Origin of the sequence: Klebsiella aerogenes, from assembly GCA_029027985.1 — a bacterium.
Taxonomy (GTDB): Bacteria; Pseudomonadota; Gammaproteobacteria; order Enterobacterales; family Enterobacteriaceae; genus Klebsiella; species Klebsiella aerogenes_A.
In genome coordinates, this window is sequence record CP119076.1 from 1,445,997 (window position 1) to 1,461,869 (window position 15,873).

General features: G+C 53.9%; 17 protein-coding genes and 1 pseudogene. 10 read left to right on the forward strand and 8 right to left on the reverse strand.

What is annotated here, in order from left to right; translation table 11 throughout:
• Positions 1 to 30: 30 nt before the first annotated feature.
• On the reverse strand, positions 31 to 1,455 hold the full coding sequence (locus tag PYR66_06930; protein ID WEF29437.1) for a sigma 54-interacting transcriptional regulator: 1,425 nt from the start codon (positions 1,453 to 1,455) through the stop codon (positions 31 to 33).
• A 199-nt stretch (positions 1,456 to 1,654) separates the two neighbouring features.
• On the opposite strand from PYR66_06930, the gene PYR66_06935 reads away from it, so the two are divergent.
• From PYR66_06935 to argT, 6 genes are all read left to right on the forward strand, one after another.
• Positions 1,655 to 3,049 carry an alanine racemase gene (locus tag PYR66_06935; GenBank protein ID WEF29438.1) on the forward strand — a complete coding sequence of 465 codons (1,395 nt, stop codon included), beginning with the start codon at positions 1,655 to 1,657 and terminating at the stop codon, positions 3,047 to 3,049.
• Between the two features lie 95 nt (positions 3,050 to 3,144).
• The gene (locus tag PYR66_06940) at positions 3,145 to 4,566 is read left to right on the forward strand and encodes an APC family permease (GenBank protein WEF29439.1); all 1,422 of its coding nucleotides are present in this window, start codon (positions 3,145 to 3,147) and stop codon (positions 4,564 to 4,566) included.
• A 1-nt stretch (position 4,567) separates the two neighbouring features.
• Positions 4,568 to 5,671: an alanine/ornithine racemase family PLP-dependent enzyme gene (locus PYR66_06945; GenBank protein WEF29440.1), complete on the forward strand. Its 1,104-nt coding sequence runs from the start codon at positions 4,568 to 4,570 to the stop codon at positions 5,669 to 5,671.
• Positions 5,672 to 5,723: 52 nt separating this feature from the next.
• Positions 5,724 to 7,100: an amino acid permease gene (locus tag PYR66_06950; protein ID WEF29441.1), complete on the forward strand. Its 1,377-nt coding sequence runs from the start codon at positions 5,724 to 5,726 to the stop codon at positions 7,098 to 7,100.
• 61 nt (positions 7,101 to 7,161) lie between these two features.
• Complete coding sequence (locus PYR66_06955; protein WEF29442.1) at positions 7,162 to 7,734, forward strand: UbiX family flavin prenyltransferase; 573 nt, start codon at positions 7,162 to 7,164, stop codon at positions 7,732 to 7,734.
• Positions 7,735 to 8,022: 288 nt separating this feature from the next.
• On the forward strand, positions 8,023 to 8,805 hold the full coding sequence (argT, locus tag PYR66_06960; protein ID WEF29443.1) for a lysine/arginine/ornithine ABC transporter substrate-binding protein ArgT: 783 nt from the start codon (positions 8,023 to 8,025) through the stop codon (positions 8,803 to 8,805).
• Positions 8,806 to 8,852: 47 nt separating this feature from the next.
• Here the strand turns inward: argT and PYR66_06965 are convergent, their stop codons facing one another.
• On the reverse strand, positions 8,853 to 8,981 hold the full coding sequence (locus tag PYR66_06965) for a hypothetical protein (protein WEF29444.1): 129 nt from the start codon (positions 8,979 to 8,981) through the stop codon (positions 8,853 to 8,855).
• Between the two features lie 94 nt (positions 8,982 to 9,075).
• On the opposite strand from PYR66_06965, the gene hisJ reads away from it, so the two are divergent.
• From hisJ to hisP, 4 genes are all read left to right on the forward strand, one after another.
• Positions 9,076 to 9,858, forward strand: a complete 783-nt coding sequence (gene hisJ, locus PYR66_06970; GenBank protein WEF29445.1) for a histidine ABC transporter substrate-binding protein HisJ — start codon at positions 9,076 to 9,078, stop codon at positions 9,856 to 9,858.
• 66 nt (positions 9,859 to 9,924) lie between these two features.
• On the forward strand, positions 9,925 to 10,611 hold the full coding sequence (locus tag PYR66_06975) for a histidine ABC transporter permease HisQ (GenBank protein ID WEF29446.1): 687 nt from the start codon (positions 9,925 to 9,927) through the stop codon (positions 10,609 to 10,611).
• Positions 10,608 to 11,324 carry an ABC transporter permease gene (locus tag PYR66_06980; protein ID WEF29447.1) on the forward strand — a complete coding sequence of 239 codons (717 nt, stop codon included), beginning with the start codon at positions 10,608 to 10,610 and terminating at the stop codon, positions 11,322 to 11,324. Before PYR66_06975 ends, PYR66_06980 begins: the two co-directional genes overlap by 4 nt.
• 7 nt (positions 11,325 to 11,331) lie before the next feature.
• Positions 11,332 to 12,105 (forward strand): histidine ABC transporter ATP-binding protein HisP, encoded by a 774-nt coding sequence (gene hisP / locus PYR66_06985; protein WEF29448.1) that lies wholly within the window; start codon positions 11,332 to 11,334, stop codon positions 12,103 to 12,105.
• A 3-nt stretch (positions 12,106 to 12,108) separates the two neighbouring features.
• On the opposite strand, the pseudogene PYR66_06990 reads toward hisP, so the two are convergent.
• The 6 genes and pseudogenes from PYR66_06990 to yfcG form a co-directional block, all read right to left on the reverse strand.
• Positions 12,109 to 12,640, reverse strand: a pseudogene (locus PYR66_06990) (GNAT family N-acetyltransferase).
• A 53-nt stretch (positions 12,641 to 12,693) separates the two neighbouring features.
• Complete coding sequence (locus PYR66_06995) at positions 12,694 to 13,272, reverse strand: DNA-binding protein (protein ID WEF29449.1); 579 nt, start codon at positions 13,270 to 13,272, stop codon at positions 12,694 to 12,696.
• Between the two features lie 3 nt (positions 13,273 to 13,275).
• Positions 13,276 to 13,647, reverse strand: coding sequence for a hypothetical protein (locus PYR66_07000; GenBank protein ID WEF29450.1), 372 nt, complete (start codon positions 13,645 to 13,647; stop codon positions 13,276 to 13,278).
• Between the two features lie 98 nt (positions 13,648 to 13,745).
• Positions 13,746 to 14,639: a TIGR01777 family oxidoreductase gene (locus PYR66_07005; GenBank protein WEF29451.1), complete on the reverse strand. Its 894-nt coding sequence runs from the start codon at positions 14,637 to 14,639 to the stop codon at positions 13,746 to 13,748.
• A gap of 21 nt (positions 14,640 to 14,660) precedes the next feature.
• Positions 14,661 to 15,023: a dihydroneopterin triphosphate 2'-epimerase gene (gene folX / locus PYR66_07010; protein WEF29452.1), complete on the reverse strand. Its 363-nt coding sequence runs from the start codon at positions 15,021 to 15,023 to the stop codon at positions 14,661 to 14,663.
• Between the two features lie 65 nt (positions 15,024 to 15,088).
• Positions 15,089 to 15,718, reverse strand: coding sequence for a GSH-dependent disulfide bond oxidoreductase (gene yfcG / locus PYR66_07015; protein ID WEF29453.1), 630 nt, complete (start codon positions 15,716 to 15,718; stop codon positions 15,089 to 15,091).
• Between the last annotated feature and the right edge of the window lie 155 nt (positions 15,719 to 15,873).

A 15,873-nucleotide genomic window follows, 5' to 3' on the forward strand; every position in this document is an offset into this window, starting at 1 on the left:
TCCCGTCACTGAGCTCACCGCAGGGTGGGCTCAGTAGCTGACCACGCCAAAGCGAATCGCGTATTTCTGTACTTTGTACTGCAAGGTAGTCCGCGAAACGTTCAGACTGCGTGCCGCTGCGGCAATGTTGCCTCCGGCATGATTCAGCGCTGTCTCGATCACTCCTTTTTCAAACTGTTGCACTCGCTGTTCCAGTGAGCCCACCATTTCCGGCGTATCCTCAAGGGGAGAAGCGGCAAGCGGTGCTGCAATGGTGCGCAATTCCTGTCCCTCTTCCTCGAAAATAATCTTCCGCAGCGGGCCATCTTCCTCCTGCATCACCATACTGCGGACGATGGCGTTCTCCAGCATCCTGACGTTACCCGGCCAGCTGTGGGTCATGATTTCAATTCTGGCGTTTTCGCTCAGCCCCTGAATGTCCTGCAGTGCGTCATCGCGGTGTTTGTCGATGAAGTAGTTCGCCAGCAGCGGGATGTCTTCCGTGCGTTTGCTTAGCGGCGGCAGCAACAGCATGCCCACGCACAGGCGATAGAACAGGTCGGTTCTCAGCTTTCCCTGAGCAATCAACGCCGTCGGCGCTTCGTTCATGGCCGCGATGATACGCACGTCAGAGCGCTGCTGCTGTTGCCCGCCGAGCTTCCAGTAGGTTTTATCCTGTAAAAATCTCAGCAGCTTGCTCTGCATTTCTGCCGGCATCGCATTCATTTCATCAAGAAACAGGGTTCCGCCGTTGGCGAGCTCCAGATACCCCTGGCTGTTTTCCGCCCCGGTATAGGCACCGCGCACGGTACCAAAAAGCGTGCTCTCGATAAGGGTGGCGGGAAGCGCGCCACAGTTCAGGGCGATAAAGGGCTTTTCGGCCCGGCGGCTGTACTGATGGATAAGTTTGGCAAACAGCTCCTTGCCGGTGCCCGTTTCGCCGACAATCATCACCGGCACCTGGCTTGCTGCCAGCCGTTTCCCTTTTTCAATACAGTCGAGCATCAGCGGGCTTTCGGTGACAATTGCAGGCCGGGTTTCACGATCGGCGGTATAGAGCAGGCGGTTAAGCTCCACCACCTGTTCCTGCAAACGTCGGACGCCAGACATATTGCGGCCAATCTCAATGGCGCCCATCACTTCACCGTTAGCCGAGTAGAGCGGGGCGGTGGTGTGTTGATAATCGACGGCCTGGCCGCGAGCATTGTAGTAAATCTGGTAGTGCCCGATGTACTCCACGCCAGTTTTTAGCGAGGACAACATCGTACTTTGCGTCTCTTTCATCGCCGGGTAGACGTCCAGCATATGTCTGCCCAGCGCCTGCTCAATGCTGTAGCCATCCAGCTCGGCGCTTTCCTGGTTGTAATAAACGTATTCTCCGCGCGTGTTAATCACCGCCAGCGGCTGGTGGATCAAATCGAAAAAGCGGGAAAAAATATTCAGCGCCTGGCTGAGCTCAGACTCCGGTGACTTCATGATGATTCCCTTTTATGTCTCGTCTAATCCGAGTGTAAGGACGACGAATTTTCGTCGCAGTGATGAAAATCTCACTTAATGATGAAAATAATAAAATCATGATTTTATTAACTTATTGATAATTAATGATTTTAACATTGGCATGTCCATTGCTTTATCAGGGTTACTCCATCCTGATAACCAAAAAGCAGAGGGATTTATGTCAGACATCGAAAGCAAAAATTATAATCAGCAGCGCCAGCAGCTGGCCCACGACCGCCGTTTCCAGTTCAGGGACAATCAGCTCTGTTTTGAGCAAATAAGCCTGGATGCCTTAGCCCGCAAATATCCGACGCCGTTTTATGTGTTTTCTGAGCCGGAAATCATCCGCAACATCGGCGAAATTCAGCAGGCCTTTGCCGCGCACAAGAAAACAAAGACCTTCTTTGCCTCCAAAACCTGCTCGGTTATGGGCGTGCTGAAAGCTATCCGCGATGCCGGAATTTGTGCTGAAGCGAATTCGCAGTTTGAAGTGCGCAAGTGCCTGGAAATAGGTTTTCGCGGCGATCAGATTGTGTTTAACGGCGTGGTGAAAAAACCGGAAGATCTGGAATTCGCCATCGCGAACGATCTGTATCTGATTAACGTCGACAGCCTTTACGAGCTGGACCACATCGACAGCATTTCCCGCAAATTACAGAAAGTGGCGAATGTCTGTGTTCGCGTGGAGCCCAATGTGCCTTCCGCCACCCACGCTGAGCTGGTTACCGCATTCCATGCAAAATCTGGTCTCGATCTCGAGCAGGCGGAAGAAACCTGTCGGCGGATCCTCGATATGCCATATGTACATTTACGCGGTCTGCATATGCACGTTGGGGATCAGGTTCCGGAGGCTGAACCTTTCGCCAAAGCCACCAAAGTGCTGGTCGACGAGTCACGCCGTCTGGAAGAGGTGCTGGGGATTAAATTCGATCTCATTAACGTCGGCGGCGGGATCCCGGTTGCCTATAAGTACGATGAGCAAAACGGCGATCCGCTGAAAGACAACATGTATGCCGGGATCACCGCGCAGGATTTCGCCGATGCGGTCATCAATGAAGTGCATAAATGGCGGACCGATGTGGAGATCTGCATTGAGCCAGGCCGTAAGGTGACAGGCTCTGCGGCCGTGCTGCTGACCGAAGTGTCCTGCGAAAAGCGTAAAACGAATTACGACGTTGATGGCAATGTCGAATGCCACGTCGAGTGGAAGTTCGTCGATGCCGGTTACAGCGTGCTCTCGGACAGCCAGCATTTTGACTGGTTCTTCTACGTCTATAACGCTTCCAGAATTAATGAATCCCACGACAGCTATATCAAACTGGCAGGCCCGCTTTGCGACGGCGGCGATTATTTCCATATGGGCGTCAAAGGCGAAGAATTTTTAATGCCCGCAGATACGGCAATTGGTGATGTCGTCGCCTTCCTCGATGCCGGGGCTTATACCATCGAAAGCCAGACCGTCTATAACAACCGGCCGCGTACGGCGGTTGTGATGATTGATAAAGATGGCAATGACCGACTGATTCGCCGGGAAGATACCTACGAAGATATGGTCAAGTACGACATCTATTGATCCTGCATTTTCCCTTCAGGCTGCCCGCTGCGGCCTGAAGGGCAGTGCGTTTGCGTGGGCAATGATGCCCGTGAATGAAGGAACAGGAGAGAGCCATGAGTAACAATCAGTCTGGCTTGTTGGGTATAAAAGATATTGTCTTTATGAACGTCATCGCGATCCTGAGCCTGCGGCAAATCCCGAACGTCGCCCCTTATGGTGCGTCGGCAATGCTGCTGTGGGTGATTGCCGCATTCTGTTTATTCTTTCCTCTGGCGATGGTGTGCGGGGAATTATCGACAGGCTGGCCGAAGGACGGCGGGATTTTTGTCTGGATCAAAGAGGCATTTGGTAAGCGCATCGCGTGGATTGTGGTGGTGTGCTTCCTGTTTTCCTGCGTGCTGTTCTTCCCGCTGATGCTGCAGTTCGGTTTTACCGCTCTGGGCTACATGATTGGCGGTGGGCTTGCGGAAAATAAGGCGTTTATCGGTATTGGTTCGGCGGTGATCTTCTGGCTGCTCACGCTGATGAATATTCGTGGTCTGGAATGGACCAAAATCATCAACAGCGTCAGCGCCTGGTGTGGTGTTTTTATTCCGTCCACCATTTTAATTCTGCTGGCCGTGGTCTGGCTGCTGACCGGTCATAAAATGGCGACCGACTACAGTACCGCCAGCAACTGGATCCCGGATTTAGGGCATTGGGATACGGTGGTATTTCTTTCCAGCATGATGTTTGCCTTTGCCGGTCTTGAAGTGGCACCGATGATTGCCGGGCGTACACGCAATCCGCAGCGCGATTTTCCTCGTGCGATGGCGGTGTCGGCGGCAGTGATTGTGGGTATCTATATGGTAGGCACCTGGGCGCTCAACACGCTGTTGCCTGCGGGAAAAACGGATATCGTGGCTGGCGTGATGCAGGCTATGCACTCAGCGGCTGAGACTCTGCATATGCCATGGCTGATCCCGGTAATGGCAATCTGTATGTTCTTCGGCGCGCTCGGGCAGATTAACTCCTGGCTGGTGGGACCGATTTACATGCTGCAGGAGGCATCGCGCGAGGATAATTTGCTGGGGGATAAAATTGCGCAGCTGCATCCGGTATGGAAAACCCCCGTTTTCGCTCTGGTGGTTCAGGCTATTATCGTTACCGTACTTTGTTTCTCAACCTTTATTTCACCAAGCGTAGCTGCGGCCTACTGGATGCTGACGGCATTGACCACCATCACCTATTTCATTCCCTATCTGGTGATGTTCCCGGCGTTCTGGCGTTTACGCATCGTTCAGCCAGATACCCCAAGAAGCTTTAAAATCCCCGGAAAAATTCTGCCTGCGCTGTTACCGGTGCTTGGATTTATCTCTATCGCCTTTGCGGTGTTCCTGCTGTTTATCCCACCTTCACAAATTGATATGGGCGGCTATTTCCAGTACGCAGGGAAAATTATTGGCGGTGCGCTGTTAGCGGTGCTGGTGGCAGAGGTTATTTATCTGCGTGCGCAAAAGCGTAACGCACGTCTGAACGTGGCGGGAGAGAAATAAAATGTACATGCCGGTTCTGGAAATTAATTTAAAAAAACTCAGAGAAAATGCCAGCGTTGAAAAAGAACTGCTGGAGAAATTTGGCGTTGAAGTGATGGCGGTGAATAAAGTCTTCGATGGCAATCAGGAAACCGCCCGCGCGGTGTTTGACGGTGGAATTCAGGTGATTGCCGAATCGCGAACCTACAACCTGAAGAAAATTAAAGAGATTGGCTGTACGACCTGCTTATTACGCAGCCCCTGTCTGAGCGAGATTGAGGAGGTGGTGCGATACGCCGATATCAGCCTCAACAGCGAGCCTGCCGTGATTTGTGCTTTGGCCGAAGAGGCCCAGCGGCAGGGGAAAATTCACCAGGTGCTGCTGATGGTGGACATGGGAGATCTACGTGAAGGGGTCTGGTTTATCGACTACCAGAAAATACTGTCACTGGTCTGTCTGATTGATGAACTGCCGGGGCTGGAGCTGTATGGCCTTGGAACCAACTTCAACTGTTACGGCACCGTGCTGCCAACCGTGAAAAACGGTGGGGACTTTCTCACGCTTGCCAGACGGCTGGAACAGGACAGTGGACGGGTTATTCCCCGCCTGTCGGCCGGAAACTGCACCAGCTTCCACCTGATGGACAAAGGCATCTGGCCAAAAGGATTGGATCACCTGCGTATCGGCGGCCTGCACGAATTCGGCATCGAATATGTGGAGATGAAGTATCTCGATGAGTTTCATCATTCGCACAAACCGGTCGGCAAAGCCTGTTCGGATTTGTACGTGCTGGAAGCCGAAATTATTGAGCTCAACAGTAAACCGACGCTGCCGGTTGGTGAGCTGGGCGTCGATGCTTTTTTACAGAGTAAAACCTTTGTCGATCGTGGCGTCAGAAAACGGGCGCTGCTGGCGTTCGGCAGGCAGGACGTTCCCTGTGAAAACTGCGTGCCGGTTGACGATGCCATTACTGTGCTGGGGCAAACCAGCGATCACACGCTGGTGGATATTGAAGCCTGCCAGCAGCCACTGAAGGTCGGGGATGTGGTGCGCTTCGAGCTCGACTATACCGGGCTGCTGATGGCCTGCCAGACGAAAGGTATTGAGCTGCGCTATATCCGCTAAATGTTGACCCGTCCTGAGGACGGGTTTTTTTATGCACTGCCGGAGAACCACCATGAGTGCGGAACAGGAAGGGATTCGTGCGCCAGCGGAAAGCGGGCTGCGACGAAGCCTAAAGAAGCGTCATCTATTGATGATCTCTTTAGGCGGCACCATAGGAACCGGGTTGTTTGTGGGAATAGCGGAACCTCTGCACAGCGTTGGGCCTGTTGGTACGCTGCTGGCCTATTTAATTGCTGGTAGCATTATGCTGGCAACGATGATGTGTCTGGGTGAACTTGCCTGCGCTTTCCCGCACTCCGGTTCCTTTCAGCACTACGCGCTGATGTTTCTTCCTCATCCGCTCTGGAGTTACACCATCGGCTGGCTGTACTGGTTGAGCTGGGTTTTCTCGCTGGCCGCCGATCTGACGGCGGCCGGATTTCTGGCTCATGATTACTTCCCCGCTGTTCCTGTGCACTATTTTTGCCTGATCATTCTGGTGGCCTTGACGCTGATTAACCTCTGTTCGGCCCGCAGTTTTGGCGAATGCGAATACTGGCTTTCGGCCATCAAAGTGTTTGCGATAGTGCTTTTTATTGCCGTTGGCTGCGTGATGCTCTTTTCCATGTCAAAAGACGCAGCCTTCCAGCCGACGCTGAAAACTCCCTCAGGCTGGTTTCCCAACGGTCCCTGGCAGATCCTCATCTGTATGACGATTGTCATCTATTCGTTCCAGGGCGCAGAACTGGTGGGGAATGCAGCCGGAGAGTCCGAAGCGCCGCAGGCGATCCTACCAAAGGTGATCCGAGGCATTGGTGTGCGGATCATCCTTTTTTACGGCCTTGGCGTGGGGATCCTGGCGCTGATTTATCCCTGGGGCAGGCCGCCGGATGCCGATAGTCCCTTTGTCTGGGTCTTTGCTCATGCCGGTATTCCCTGGGCGAAAACGCTGATGACGCTGGTGATTTTCTCTGCGGCAATATCAGCGGCTAATTCGGCGATTTTCGCCAGCTCTCGCATGCTGTGGTCGATGGCGGGAGATGGTTTTGCGCCAGTCAGATTCGCGAAACTAAGCGGGACGGGAGTGCCTGTTGCAGCTATTCTGATTACGTGTGGCCTTGCTCTGGTTTCTCTGCTGACGCGCTACATTCCGGCGCAGCAGTTTTATCTGTATCTGATTGCCAGCACCGGGCAGGTGGGATGCCTTGCCTGGGCGACGATTGGCTGGTGCCAGCTGCGTTTTCGCTCTGCGGTGAAGGCCGGGCGATATCCCGGCCTGAACAGACTCTACTGTGCGCCTCTTTACCCGTGGCTACCGATAATCGTTATTACAGCTAATATTGCCATTATTATCGGCACGTGGTTCAGCGAGCATGGAGGGATTATTATGTGTATAGAGTTGTTATTAATGGCGATAGTGGCTGGCTCGTGGCGGCTGCGAACGCCCTGAAAGTTGCAACTTTCAGGGCATTACGGCAAAGTCTGCGCATTGCGGTCAAAAGGGTGGGGCGATGAAACGACTGATAGTGGGGATTTCCGGAGCAAGCGGTGCGATTTACGGCGTGCGGCTGTTGCAGGTACTGCGCGATGTTGCGGATGTCGAAACCCACCTGATAATGAGCCAGGCGGCGCGTCAGACCCTATCGCTTGAAACCGACTACTCGCTGCGTGAAGTACAGGCGTTGGCTGATGTGGTGCATGATGCGCGCGATATCGCCGCCAGTATCTCGTCCGGCTCGTTCAAAACGACCGGGATGGTTATCCTGCCGTGCTCGATGAAAACGCTCTCCGGCATCGTCAACAGCTATACTGACGGCCTGTTGACCCGTGCGGCGGATGTGGTGCTGAAAGAGCGTCGCCCGCTGGTGCTTTGCGTTCGCGAGACGCCATTTCACCTTGGGCACTTGCGCTTGATGGTGCAGGCGGCGGAAATGGGCGCGGTGATCATGCCGCCGGTACCGGCGTTTTATCATCGTCCGCAGAGCCTGGATGAAGTGATTAATCAGACTGTTAACCGGGTTATCGATCAGTTTGCTATTGATCTGCCGCAAGACCTGTTTACTCGTTGGCAGGGCGCCTCGTAATGCACCTGTTTGGTGCATTTTTTTTACCTTTGCCTCCCGCTGGTGCAATTTTGTTGTCCTGATCAAATCCTCGACATTTAATTTGTTTTTTTGCGTTTTGCCGCTGCGGTTTATCCGCCAATGCTGGTATCTTCCCTCCTAAGACAGTCTTGCAACTTTATATTAACAAATTTAACGCCGTGCCCGGCACGCACCGGGGAAATGGCATAAAACCTGCAAGAATCGTCGGCAACACACATAACCAGACAGCGCACAACATAACAACATCACGACACTTAAGGGCTTTCTATGAAGAAGACGATCCTGGCTCTCTCGTTAATCATGGGAATCAGCAGCGCCGCCAGCGTATATGCGGCGCTGCCGCAAAGTATCCGCATCGGCACCGATACCACCTATGCGCCTTTCTCGTCGAAGGACTCGAAGGGGAATTTTATTGGTTTTGACATCGATCTGGGCAACGAACTCTGCTCGCGCATCAAGGTGAAGTGTACCTGGGTGGGCAGTGATTTTGACGCGCTGATCCCCTCACTGAAAGCGAAGAAAATCGACGCGATCATCTCGTCGCTGTCGATTACCGAGAAACGTCAGCAGGAGATTGCCTTTTCTGACAAGCTGTATGCGGCAGACTCCCGGTTGATCGCGGTAAAAGGCTCACCGATTCAGCCGACGCTGGAGTTGCTAAAAGGCAAACACGTCGGTGTATTGCAGGGCTCCACTCAGGAAGCTTACGCGAATGAACGCTGGCGCAGCCAGGGCGTGGACGTGATTGCCTACGCCAACCAGGATCTGATTTACTCTGACCTCGCCGCTGGCCGTCTTGATGCGGCGTTGCAGGATGAGGTCGCGGCCAGCGAAGGCTTCCTCAAACAACCTGCCGGTAAAGATTACGCCTTTGCCGGTCCATCCGTTAAAGACAAAAAATACTTCGGCGACGGTACCGGCATTGGCCTGCGCAAAGAAGATGGCGAGCTGAAGGCCGCTTTCGACAAAGCGCTTGGCGAGATGCGTAAAGACGGCACCTACGACAAGATGGCGAAGAAGTACTTCGACTTTAACGTCTACGGCGATTAAGACTGTGGCGGCCCCGGCGCTTGTCGGGCCGCTTCGACGCAACACCGTTATTGTTGCCCCATTGTGATGCATGCCGTTGGCGGCTTGCGCCAGAATGGGGCGGCAGAGTTTTTTTGTTGCTCAATAAATGCATAGTTAAGCGTTTCTGATGCAAAAAAATCTGCTTTCTGACGCATTATGCTTTGCCTTGGCAGGGCGAATAATGGCACGATAACTGGCGTAAGCGCTTCTAATAAACCCCGTTAGAATGACAGTCTGTTGAGGATAATTATGAAAAAACTAGCGTTGTCTCTTTCTTTGGCGCTGGCCCTTTCCAGCGTTTCCACGGTATTCGCAGCAATCCCACAAAAAATCCGTATCGGTACGGATCCCACTTATGCGCCGTTCGAATCGAAAAATGCGCAGGGTGAATTGGTTGGTTTTGATATCGATCTGGCGAAAGAGCTGTGTAAGCGTATCAATACGCAATGTACCTTCGTTGAGAACCCGCTGGATGCACTGATCCCATCGTTAAAAGCGAAGAAGATCGATGCGATTATGTCATCGCTGTCGATTACCGAAAAACGCCAGCAGGAAATTGCCTTCACCGACAAACTGTATGCCGCTGATTCTCGTCTGGTGGTGAAAAAGGGCAGCGACATTACGCCTGATCTCAGCAAGCTGAAAGGCAAGCGCATTGGCGTGCTGCAGGGCACGACTCAGGAAACCTACGGTAATGAGCACTGGGCGCCGAAAGGGATTGAAATTGTCTCCTATCAGGGGCAGGACAATATCTATTCCGACCTGACCGCAGGCCGTATTGATGCTGCGTTCCAGGATGAAGTCGCCGCCAGCGAAGGCTTCCTCAAACAGCCGATCGGCAAGGATTACCAGTTCGGCGGCCCATCCATTAAGGATGAGAAGTTGTTCGGCGTCGGCACCGGTATGGGTCTGCGTAAAGATGACAACGAGCTGCGCGAGGCGCTGAATAAAGCTTTCGCGGAAATGCGTAAAGATGGCACCTACGACAAGCTGGCGAAGAAATATTTCGACTTTAACGTGTACGGCGATTAATCATCGTTAGTACCTCGCCGCGCGCGGTTTCGCGGGCGGCGATCGAAGACAGACAGGGCAGGCAGCATGCTGTACGGGTTCTCACAGGTAATTTTTCAGGGCGCGCTGGTCACGCTTGAGCTGGCGATCAGTTCGGTGGTGCTGGCGGTCCTTATCGGGCTGGTGGGCGCGGGGGCGAAGCTATCCGCCAACCGTCCAATGGCGCTGGTGTTTGAAGGCTATACCACGCTGATCCGCGGAGTGCCGGATCTGGTGCTGATGCTGCTGATTTTCTACGGGCTGCAGATTGCCCTGAACAGCGTGACTGATGCGTTGGGAATGGCGCAGTTCGATATCGATCCGATGATCGCCGGTATTATCACGCTTGGTTTTATTTACGGCGCGTACTTTACTGAAACTTTCCGCGGCGCGTTTCTGGCGGTGCCAAAAGGCCACATTGAAGCGGCGACGGCGTTTGGTTTTAGCGGCTGGCAGACTTTCCGCCGCATTCTGTTCCCGGCGATGATGCGTTACGCGCTGCCCGGTATCGGCAACAACTGGCAGGTGATTCTTAAAGCCACCGCGCTGGTGTCGCTGCTCGGTCTGGAGGACGTGGTTAAGGCCACGCAGTTGGCGGGGAAAAGTACCTGGCAGCCGTTCTATTTCGCTATCGTCTGCGGGCTGATCTATCTGGTATTTACAACGATTTCCAATGGTGTACTGCTGCTGCTTGAACGCCGCTACTCCGTGGGTGTGAAGAGGGCAGACCTGTGATTGAGATTATTCAGGAGTACTGGAAATCCCTACTGTGGACTGACGGCTACCGCTTTACCGGGGTGGCGATTACCCTGTGGCTGCTGATTGCCTCAGTCGTCATGGGTGGCATTCTGGCCGTGTTTCTCTCCATCGGACGTGTATCAAGCAATAAATACATTCAGTTTCCGATTTGGCTGTTTACCTATATTTTCCGCGGTACACCGCTGTACGTGCAGCTGCTGGTGTTCTACTCCGGGATGTATACGCTGGAAATCGTCAAGGGGAGCGATCTACTGAATGCGTTTTTCCGCAGCGGTCTCAATTGCACGGTGCTGGCGTTGACCTTAAATACCTGCGCCTACACCACAGAAATTTTCGCCGGGGCCATTCGCTCGGTTCCGGCCGGCGAGATTGAAGCGGCGCGGGCTTACGGTTTTTCCTCGGTCAAACTGTATCGCTGTATCATTCTGCCGTCTGCCTTACGTATTGCGCTGCCAGCGTACAGTAACGAAGTGATTCTGATGCTGCACTCTACGGCGCTGGCGTTTACCGCTACGGTCCCGGATTTACTGAAAATCGCTCGCGATATTAACTCGGCGACCTATCAACCGTTTACTGCCTTCGGCATTGCCGCGGTGCTGTACTTAATTATCTCGTATGTGCTGATTAGCTTGTTCCGCAAGGCGGAAAAGCGCTGGCTGCAGCATATCAAACCTTCTTCGACGCACTGAGAAAGCCATGTCCGACAATAAATTGAACGTTATCGATCTGCATAAACGTTACGGCGAGCACGAGGTGCTGAAAGGCGTCTCGCTGAAAGCGAAGGCCGGAGACGTAATTAGTATTATCGGTTCATCGGGTTCCGGTAAAAGTACTTTCCTGCGCTGCATTAACTTCCTTGAGAAGCCAAGTGAAGGGACGATTGTCGTCAACGGGCAGAATATCGGCCTGGTGCGTGACAAAGACGGCCAGCTGAAGGTGGCGGATAAAAATCAGCTGCGCCTGCTGCGCACGCGCCTGACCATGGTGTTCCAGCACTTCAACCTGTGGAGCCACATGACGGTGCTGGAAAACGTCATGGAGGCGCCGATTCAGGTGCTGGGTTTGAATAAACAGGAAGCGCAAGAGCGGGCGGTGAAGTATCTGGCGAAAGTCGGCATCGACGAGCGCCAGCAGATCAAATATCCGGTGCATCTATCCGGCGGCCAGCAGCAGCGCGTTTCCATCGCGCGCGCGTTGGCGATGGAACCGGATGTGCTGTTGTTTGATGAACCCACCTCGGCGCTGGATCCTGAGCTGGTGGGCGAAGTCCTGCGCATCATGCAGAAGCTGGCGGAAGAGGGTAAAACCATGGTTGTGGTGACCCACGAAATGGGCTTTGCTCGCCACGTCTCTTCGCATGTGATTTTCCTCCATCAGGGGAGAATCGAAGAAGAGGGGCATCCGGACGAGCTGTTCGGCAATCCAAAAAGCCCGCGTCTGCAGCAGTTCCTCAAAGGCTCGCTGAAATAATGGCTAATTCCCGGCGGGCGCGCTCGCCGGAAACCGCTTAACGTTCCAGCCGGTAGATCCAATCATCGTAATCCACGCCGTTCAGATGGTAGGCGTTTTCCAGTACCTGAATACGTACGAAACCGTGCTTTTCCAGTAGGCGCGATGACCCCAGATTATCTCCGAGCACCCAGGCATTAATGGCGTGAACGCCAAGCGTGGTAAAGCCATAATCACACACCGCGCGCAGCGCTTCGCTGGCGTAACCCTTACCTTGCGCTTCCGGCAGTAGCGCGTAACCGACGTCGGCTTCGTGAGGATTTTTTGTACTGATTCGTAGACCAATATCACCCAGCGGTGTGCCGTCAGGATCGCGCAGGACAAAGACGCTGGGATCTTTGCAGCGGCCGTCAAACACGTTGCGCAGTGCCGTTTCGCTTAGTAACTCTCCCATATAACGCATCACCTCAGGATCCTGGCGTAGGCGCAGGAAAAAAGGCCAATCGGCCGGGATGAAGCGAGAAAGTGACAGGCGAGATGTCATTATCGTAGTCATAAAGCGGTTATTCTGATGAAACGAAAACCTACCTTAACACCTCAATGCGCCTATTAACATGCTTCTCCTCGCCGATCGGTGCCTGTCGTTTGCGCGGCGTTCAGATGTTGCAGGTAATGCTGCACGCGGTGGTTATCCGGGGTACCGCGAAGCTGTAGCGCCAGATTGAGGTTATCCAGCAACTGGGCGTTAGCCACCATCGGCGAATCAGCGGCGATGCGCTTTTCCGCGACCAGCCAATCAACGACGGATTTCCAGCGCCAGAGGGGAGAGTTGCCTTTTACACGCTGCACGGGCCCGGGAAAACGCCCGGTTCCACGGGCGCCCTCTTTTAGCAGGGCGATTGCCTGACGGGAGACGCCGATGAGTTCGGCGATATCGCTCAGCCCGACCAGCGTTGAATCGACGGACTCCACGCGGATGTTAAGCAGCGTGGCGGATTCAACATCGCTGACGGCGGAAAGCAGGGCCTGTTCCAGCGTCGGGCTATCGCGATCGAAGTCAAGGTAGACCGCCGTACCGTAAAAGCAGACCAGCGCGTCGCTGCAGCCTGCGGCAAAGAGCGCGTCTTCAAGCTCTGGTGTTTGGCTGGTGACGCCAGAAAGCGTCAAGGTAAAGTTAAAAAGCGGCATCGTTTAACGTTCCTTATGCGTGATGCGGGCAGTGGCCGAAAGCGAACACCGTTCGACCATTCTGGTTATCTGCCGGGCGTGATGTTCAGGGCTGGCGGGCGTCGACCAAATGCTCATCATATGCTGACGGTGTTCCGCCACGCCGCAGACAAGCCGTCCAAAGCAGTGAGCGCTTTTACCTGCGGGTATGAATATCCAACCCTGTGCCAACGCCCGGGTAATCGCAGCCCTGATATGTTTGTCCGGATGTTCCTTCATCGTTATGTCCTGCTCAGGGTAAAAAGAATGTTGACGAGTGTCAACGCTTTTTGGCGATAAAATCATCGCCTGGACGTTATGGCAGGAAAATAATTGTGTGGTTGGAATGCGTTTCACAAGAAGAGCCGCGAAGGGATCGGGGAATGAGCGATTTGCGAGGCGCGTTCCGCTCAGTGGGAAGGAAAAGGGGAGCGAGTCCTCCCCTGTCGCGTTATTTAGCCCAGCACATCCTTCAGCGCGTCTTCCAGATCGTACCAGCGGAAGGTGAAGCCAGCAGCTTCCAGGCGCTTAGGCAATGCGCGCTGGCCGCCGAGCACCAGTACTGAGGATTCCCCCATCAGCAGGCGGATAGCGGCGGCCGGGACGCGGAAAATCGCCGGGCGATTGAGTACGTGGCCGAGGGCATGGGCAAACTGTTCGTTGTGCACCGGGTAGGGTGAGACCATATTGAACGGGCCGCGCAGATCGTTATCCAGTAACCACAGGATGCCATTGAGCATATCATCGATATGAATCCAGGCCAGATATTGGCGGCCATCGCCAATGGGGCCGCCGAGGCCAAGTTTAAACGCCGGCGTCATTTTGGCAAGGATACCGCCCCGCGGCGCTAATACAACGCCGGTGCGCAGCAGGCACACTCGCGTGCGTTCGCTTTGGGCTTCACTGGCGATTTGCTCCCAGCGGGCGCAGAGTTTATGGGTAAATTCATTGTGCGGCGGCTCTTCTTCGGTAACGACGACTTCGCCGAGGTTGCCATAATAGCCAGCGGCAGAACCGCTAATGAGTACTGAAGGGGGTGTTTCACTGGCCTTAAATAACGAGACCAACTGCTGGGTGATGTCCCAACGGCTATGACACAAGCGTTCTTTTTGCTCCGCCGTCCAGCGTTTATCGGCGATCGGTTCGCCGGCGAGGTTGATAACGGCGTCGATGCCGTTGAGGTTTTGTTGCCCTTCAAAACCGCGCCACAGGGTGACGCGGGGGTCGAGACGGGCTTTCGCGCGTTCAGGGTTGCGGGTGGAAACCGTGACCTGATGCCCAAGCTCCAGCAGCCTGGGAATAAGATGCCGGCCAATTAGCCCGGTACCGCCAGTAAGCAGGATTTTCATACCGCCTCCCTAACAGACGATTTAGCGTCGCCAGCTCATGGTCATCGATACCGAGTCGGCATAACGCAGCGCGTGAAGTTTATCGATCTCTACTTCAGCATAAGTGACCCAGTGATGTTCGCATGCGATATTGAGCACATCCTGGGTTAATTTTTCCAGCAGTGAGAAACGGTTATTTTCAATATGGCTGATGATGCGTTTGGTGATAGTGCGATAGTTCAGGGCGTCGTTAATGTCTTCACTGTCACGAGCCTTATCGGCGGGGTAGTGAATGGCGACGTTCACCAGGACATCCTGACGGTTAGCGATCTCTTCCTCTTTGATTCCAATAAAAGTACGCAGGCGCAGGTTCTTAATACGAATAATGGCGTCTGGCTGAGACATTGCAGGCTTCCTCCGTGTAGTAATTTCCGCAATCATACATGAAAGCACGCCCTGCGAGCAGGGGATTAATAATGTTGCGTTTTTTGTAGTGCGAGTTGCGTTGCCGGGCGCTGGCGGATGCGTTCAAACCAGTTTTGTACTGCCGGAAACTGTCCCAGGTCGATGCGTTGGCGCTGATGGGCGTTGATCCATGGCCAACAGGCGATATCAGCAATACTGTAATGCTCGCCGCCCAACCACGGGCTGGCTTCCAGGCGCCGGTTCATCACGCCATACAGACGCTGAGCTTCTACCTGGTAACGCTCAATAGCGTAGGGAACGGCCTGCGGCGCGAAATGGTTGAAGTGATGGTTTTGCCCGAGCATCGGCCCCAGGCCGCCAACCTGCCAGAATAGCCATTGCAACGTGTGATGACGCTCGCGCAGCTCGCCGCTCAGGAACTTTCCCGATTTCTCCGCCAGATAAAACAGGATTTCTCCAGATTCAAACAAACTTAACGGCGCACCGCCGTCAACCGGTACGTGGTCGACGATCGCCGGGATCTTATTGTTGGGCGAGATAGCCAGAAATTGCGGACGGAATTGTTCGCCTCTGCCGATATCGACGCGAATCAGACGATAGGCCAACTGTGCCTCTTCCAGAAAAAGAATGATTTTGTGGCCGTTGGGGGTGGGTGCGTAATAAAGATCGATCATAATGTCTCCCGCCATCGAAGGTCGCAAACGTTTCGAGTATAGGCGACCAGCGGGAAGGCGAACGGAGATTGTGAATGCAAAATCCTCATGGCGGCGGTAAGTGACATCTTTTGCAAGACAGGATATGTTGACTCATCGCCCCGATCTTCATTGAG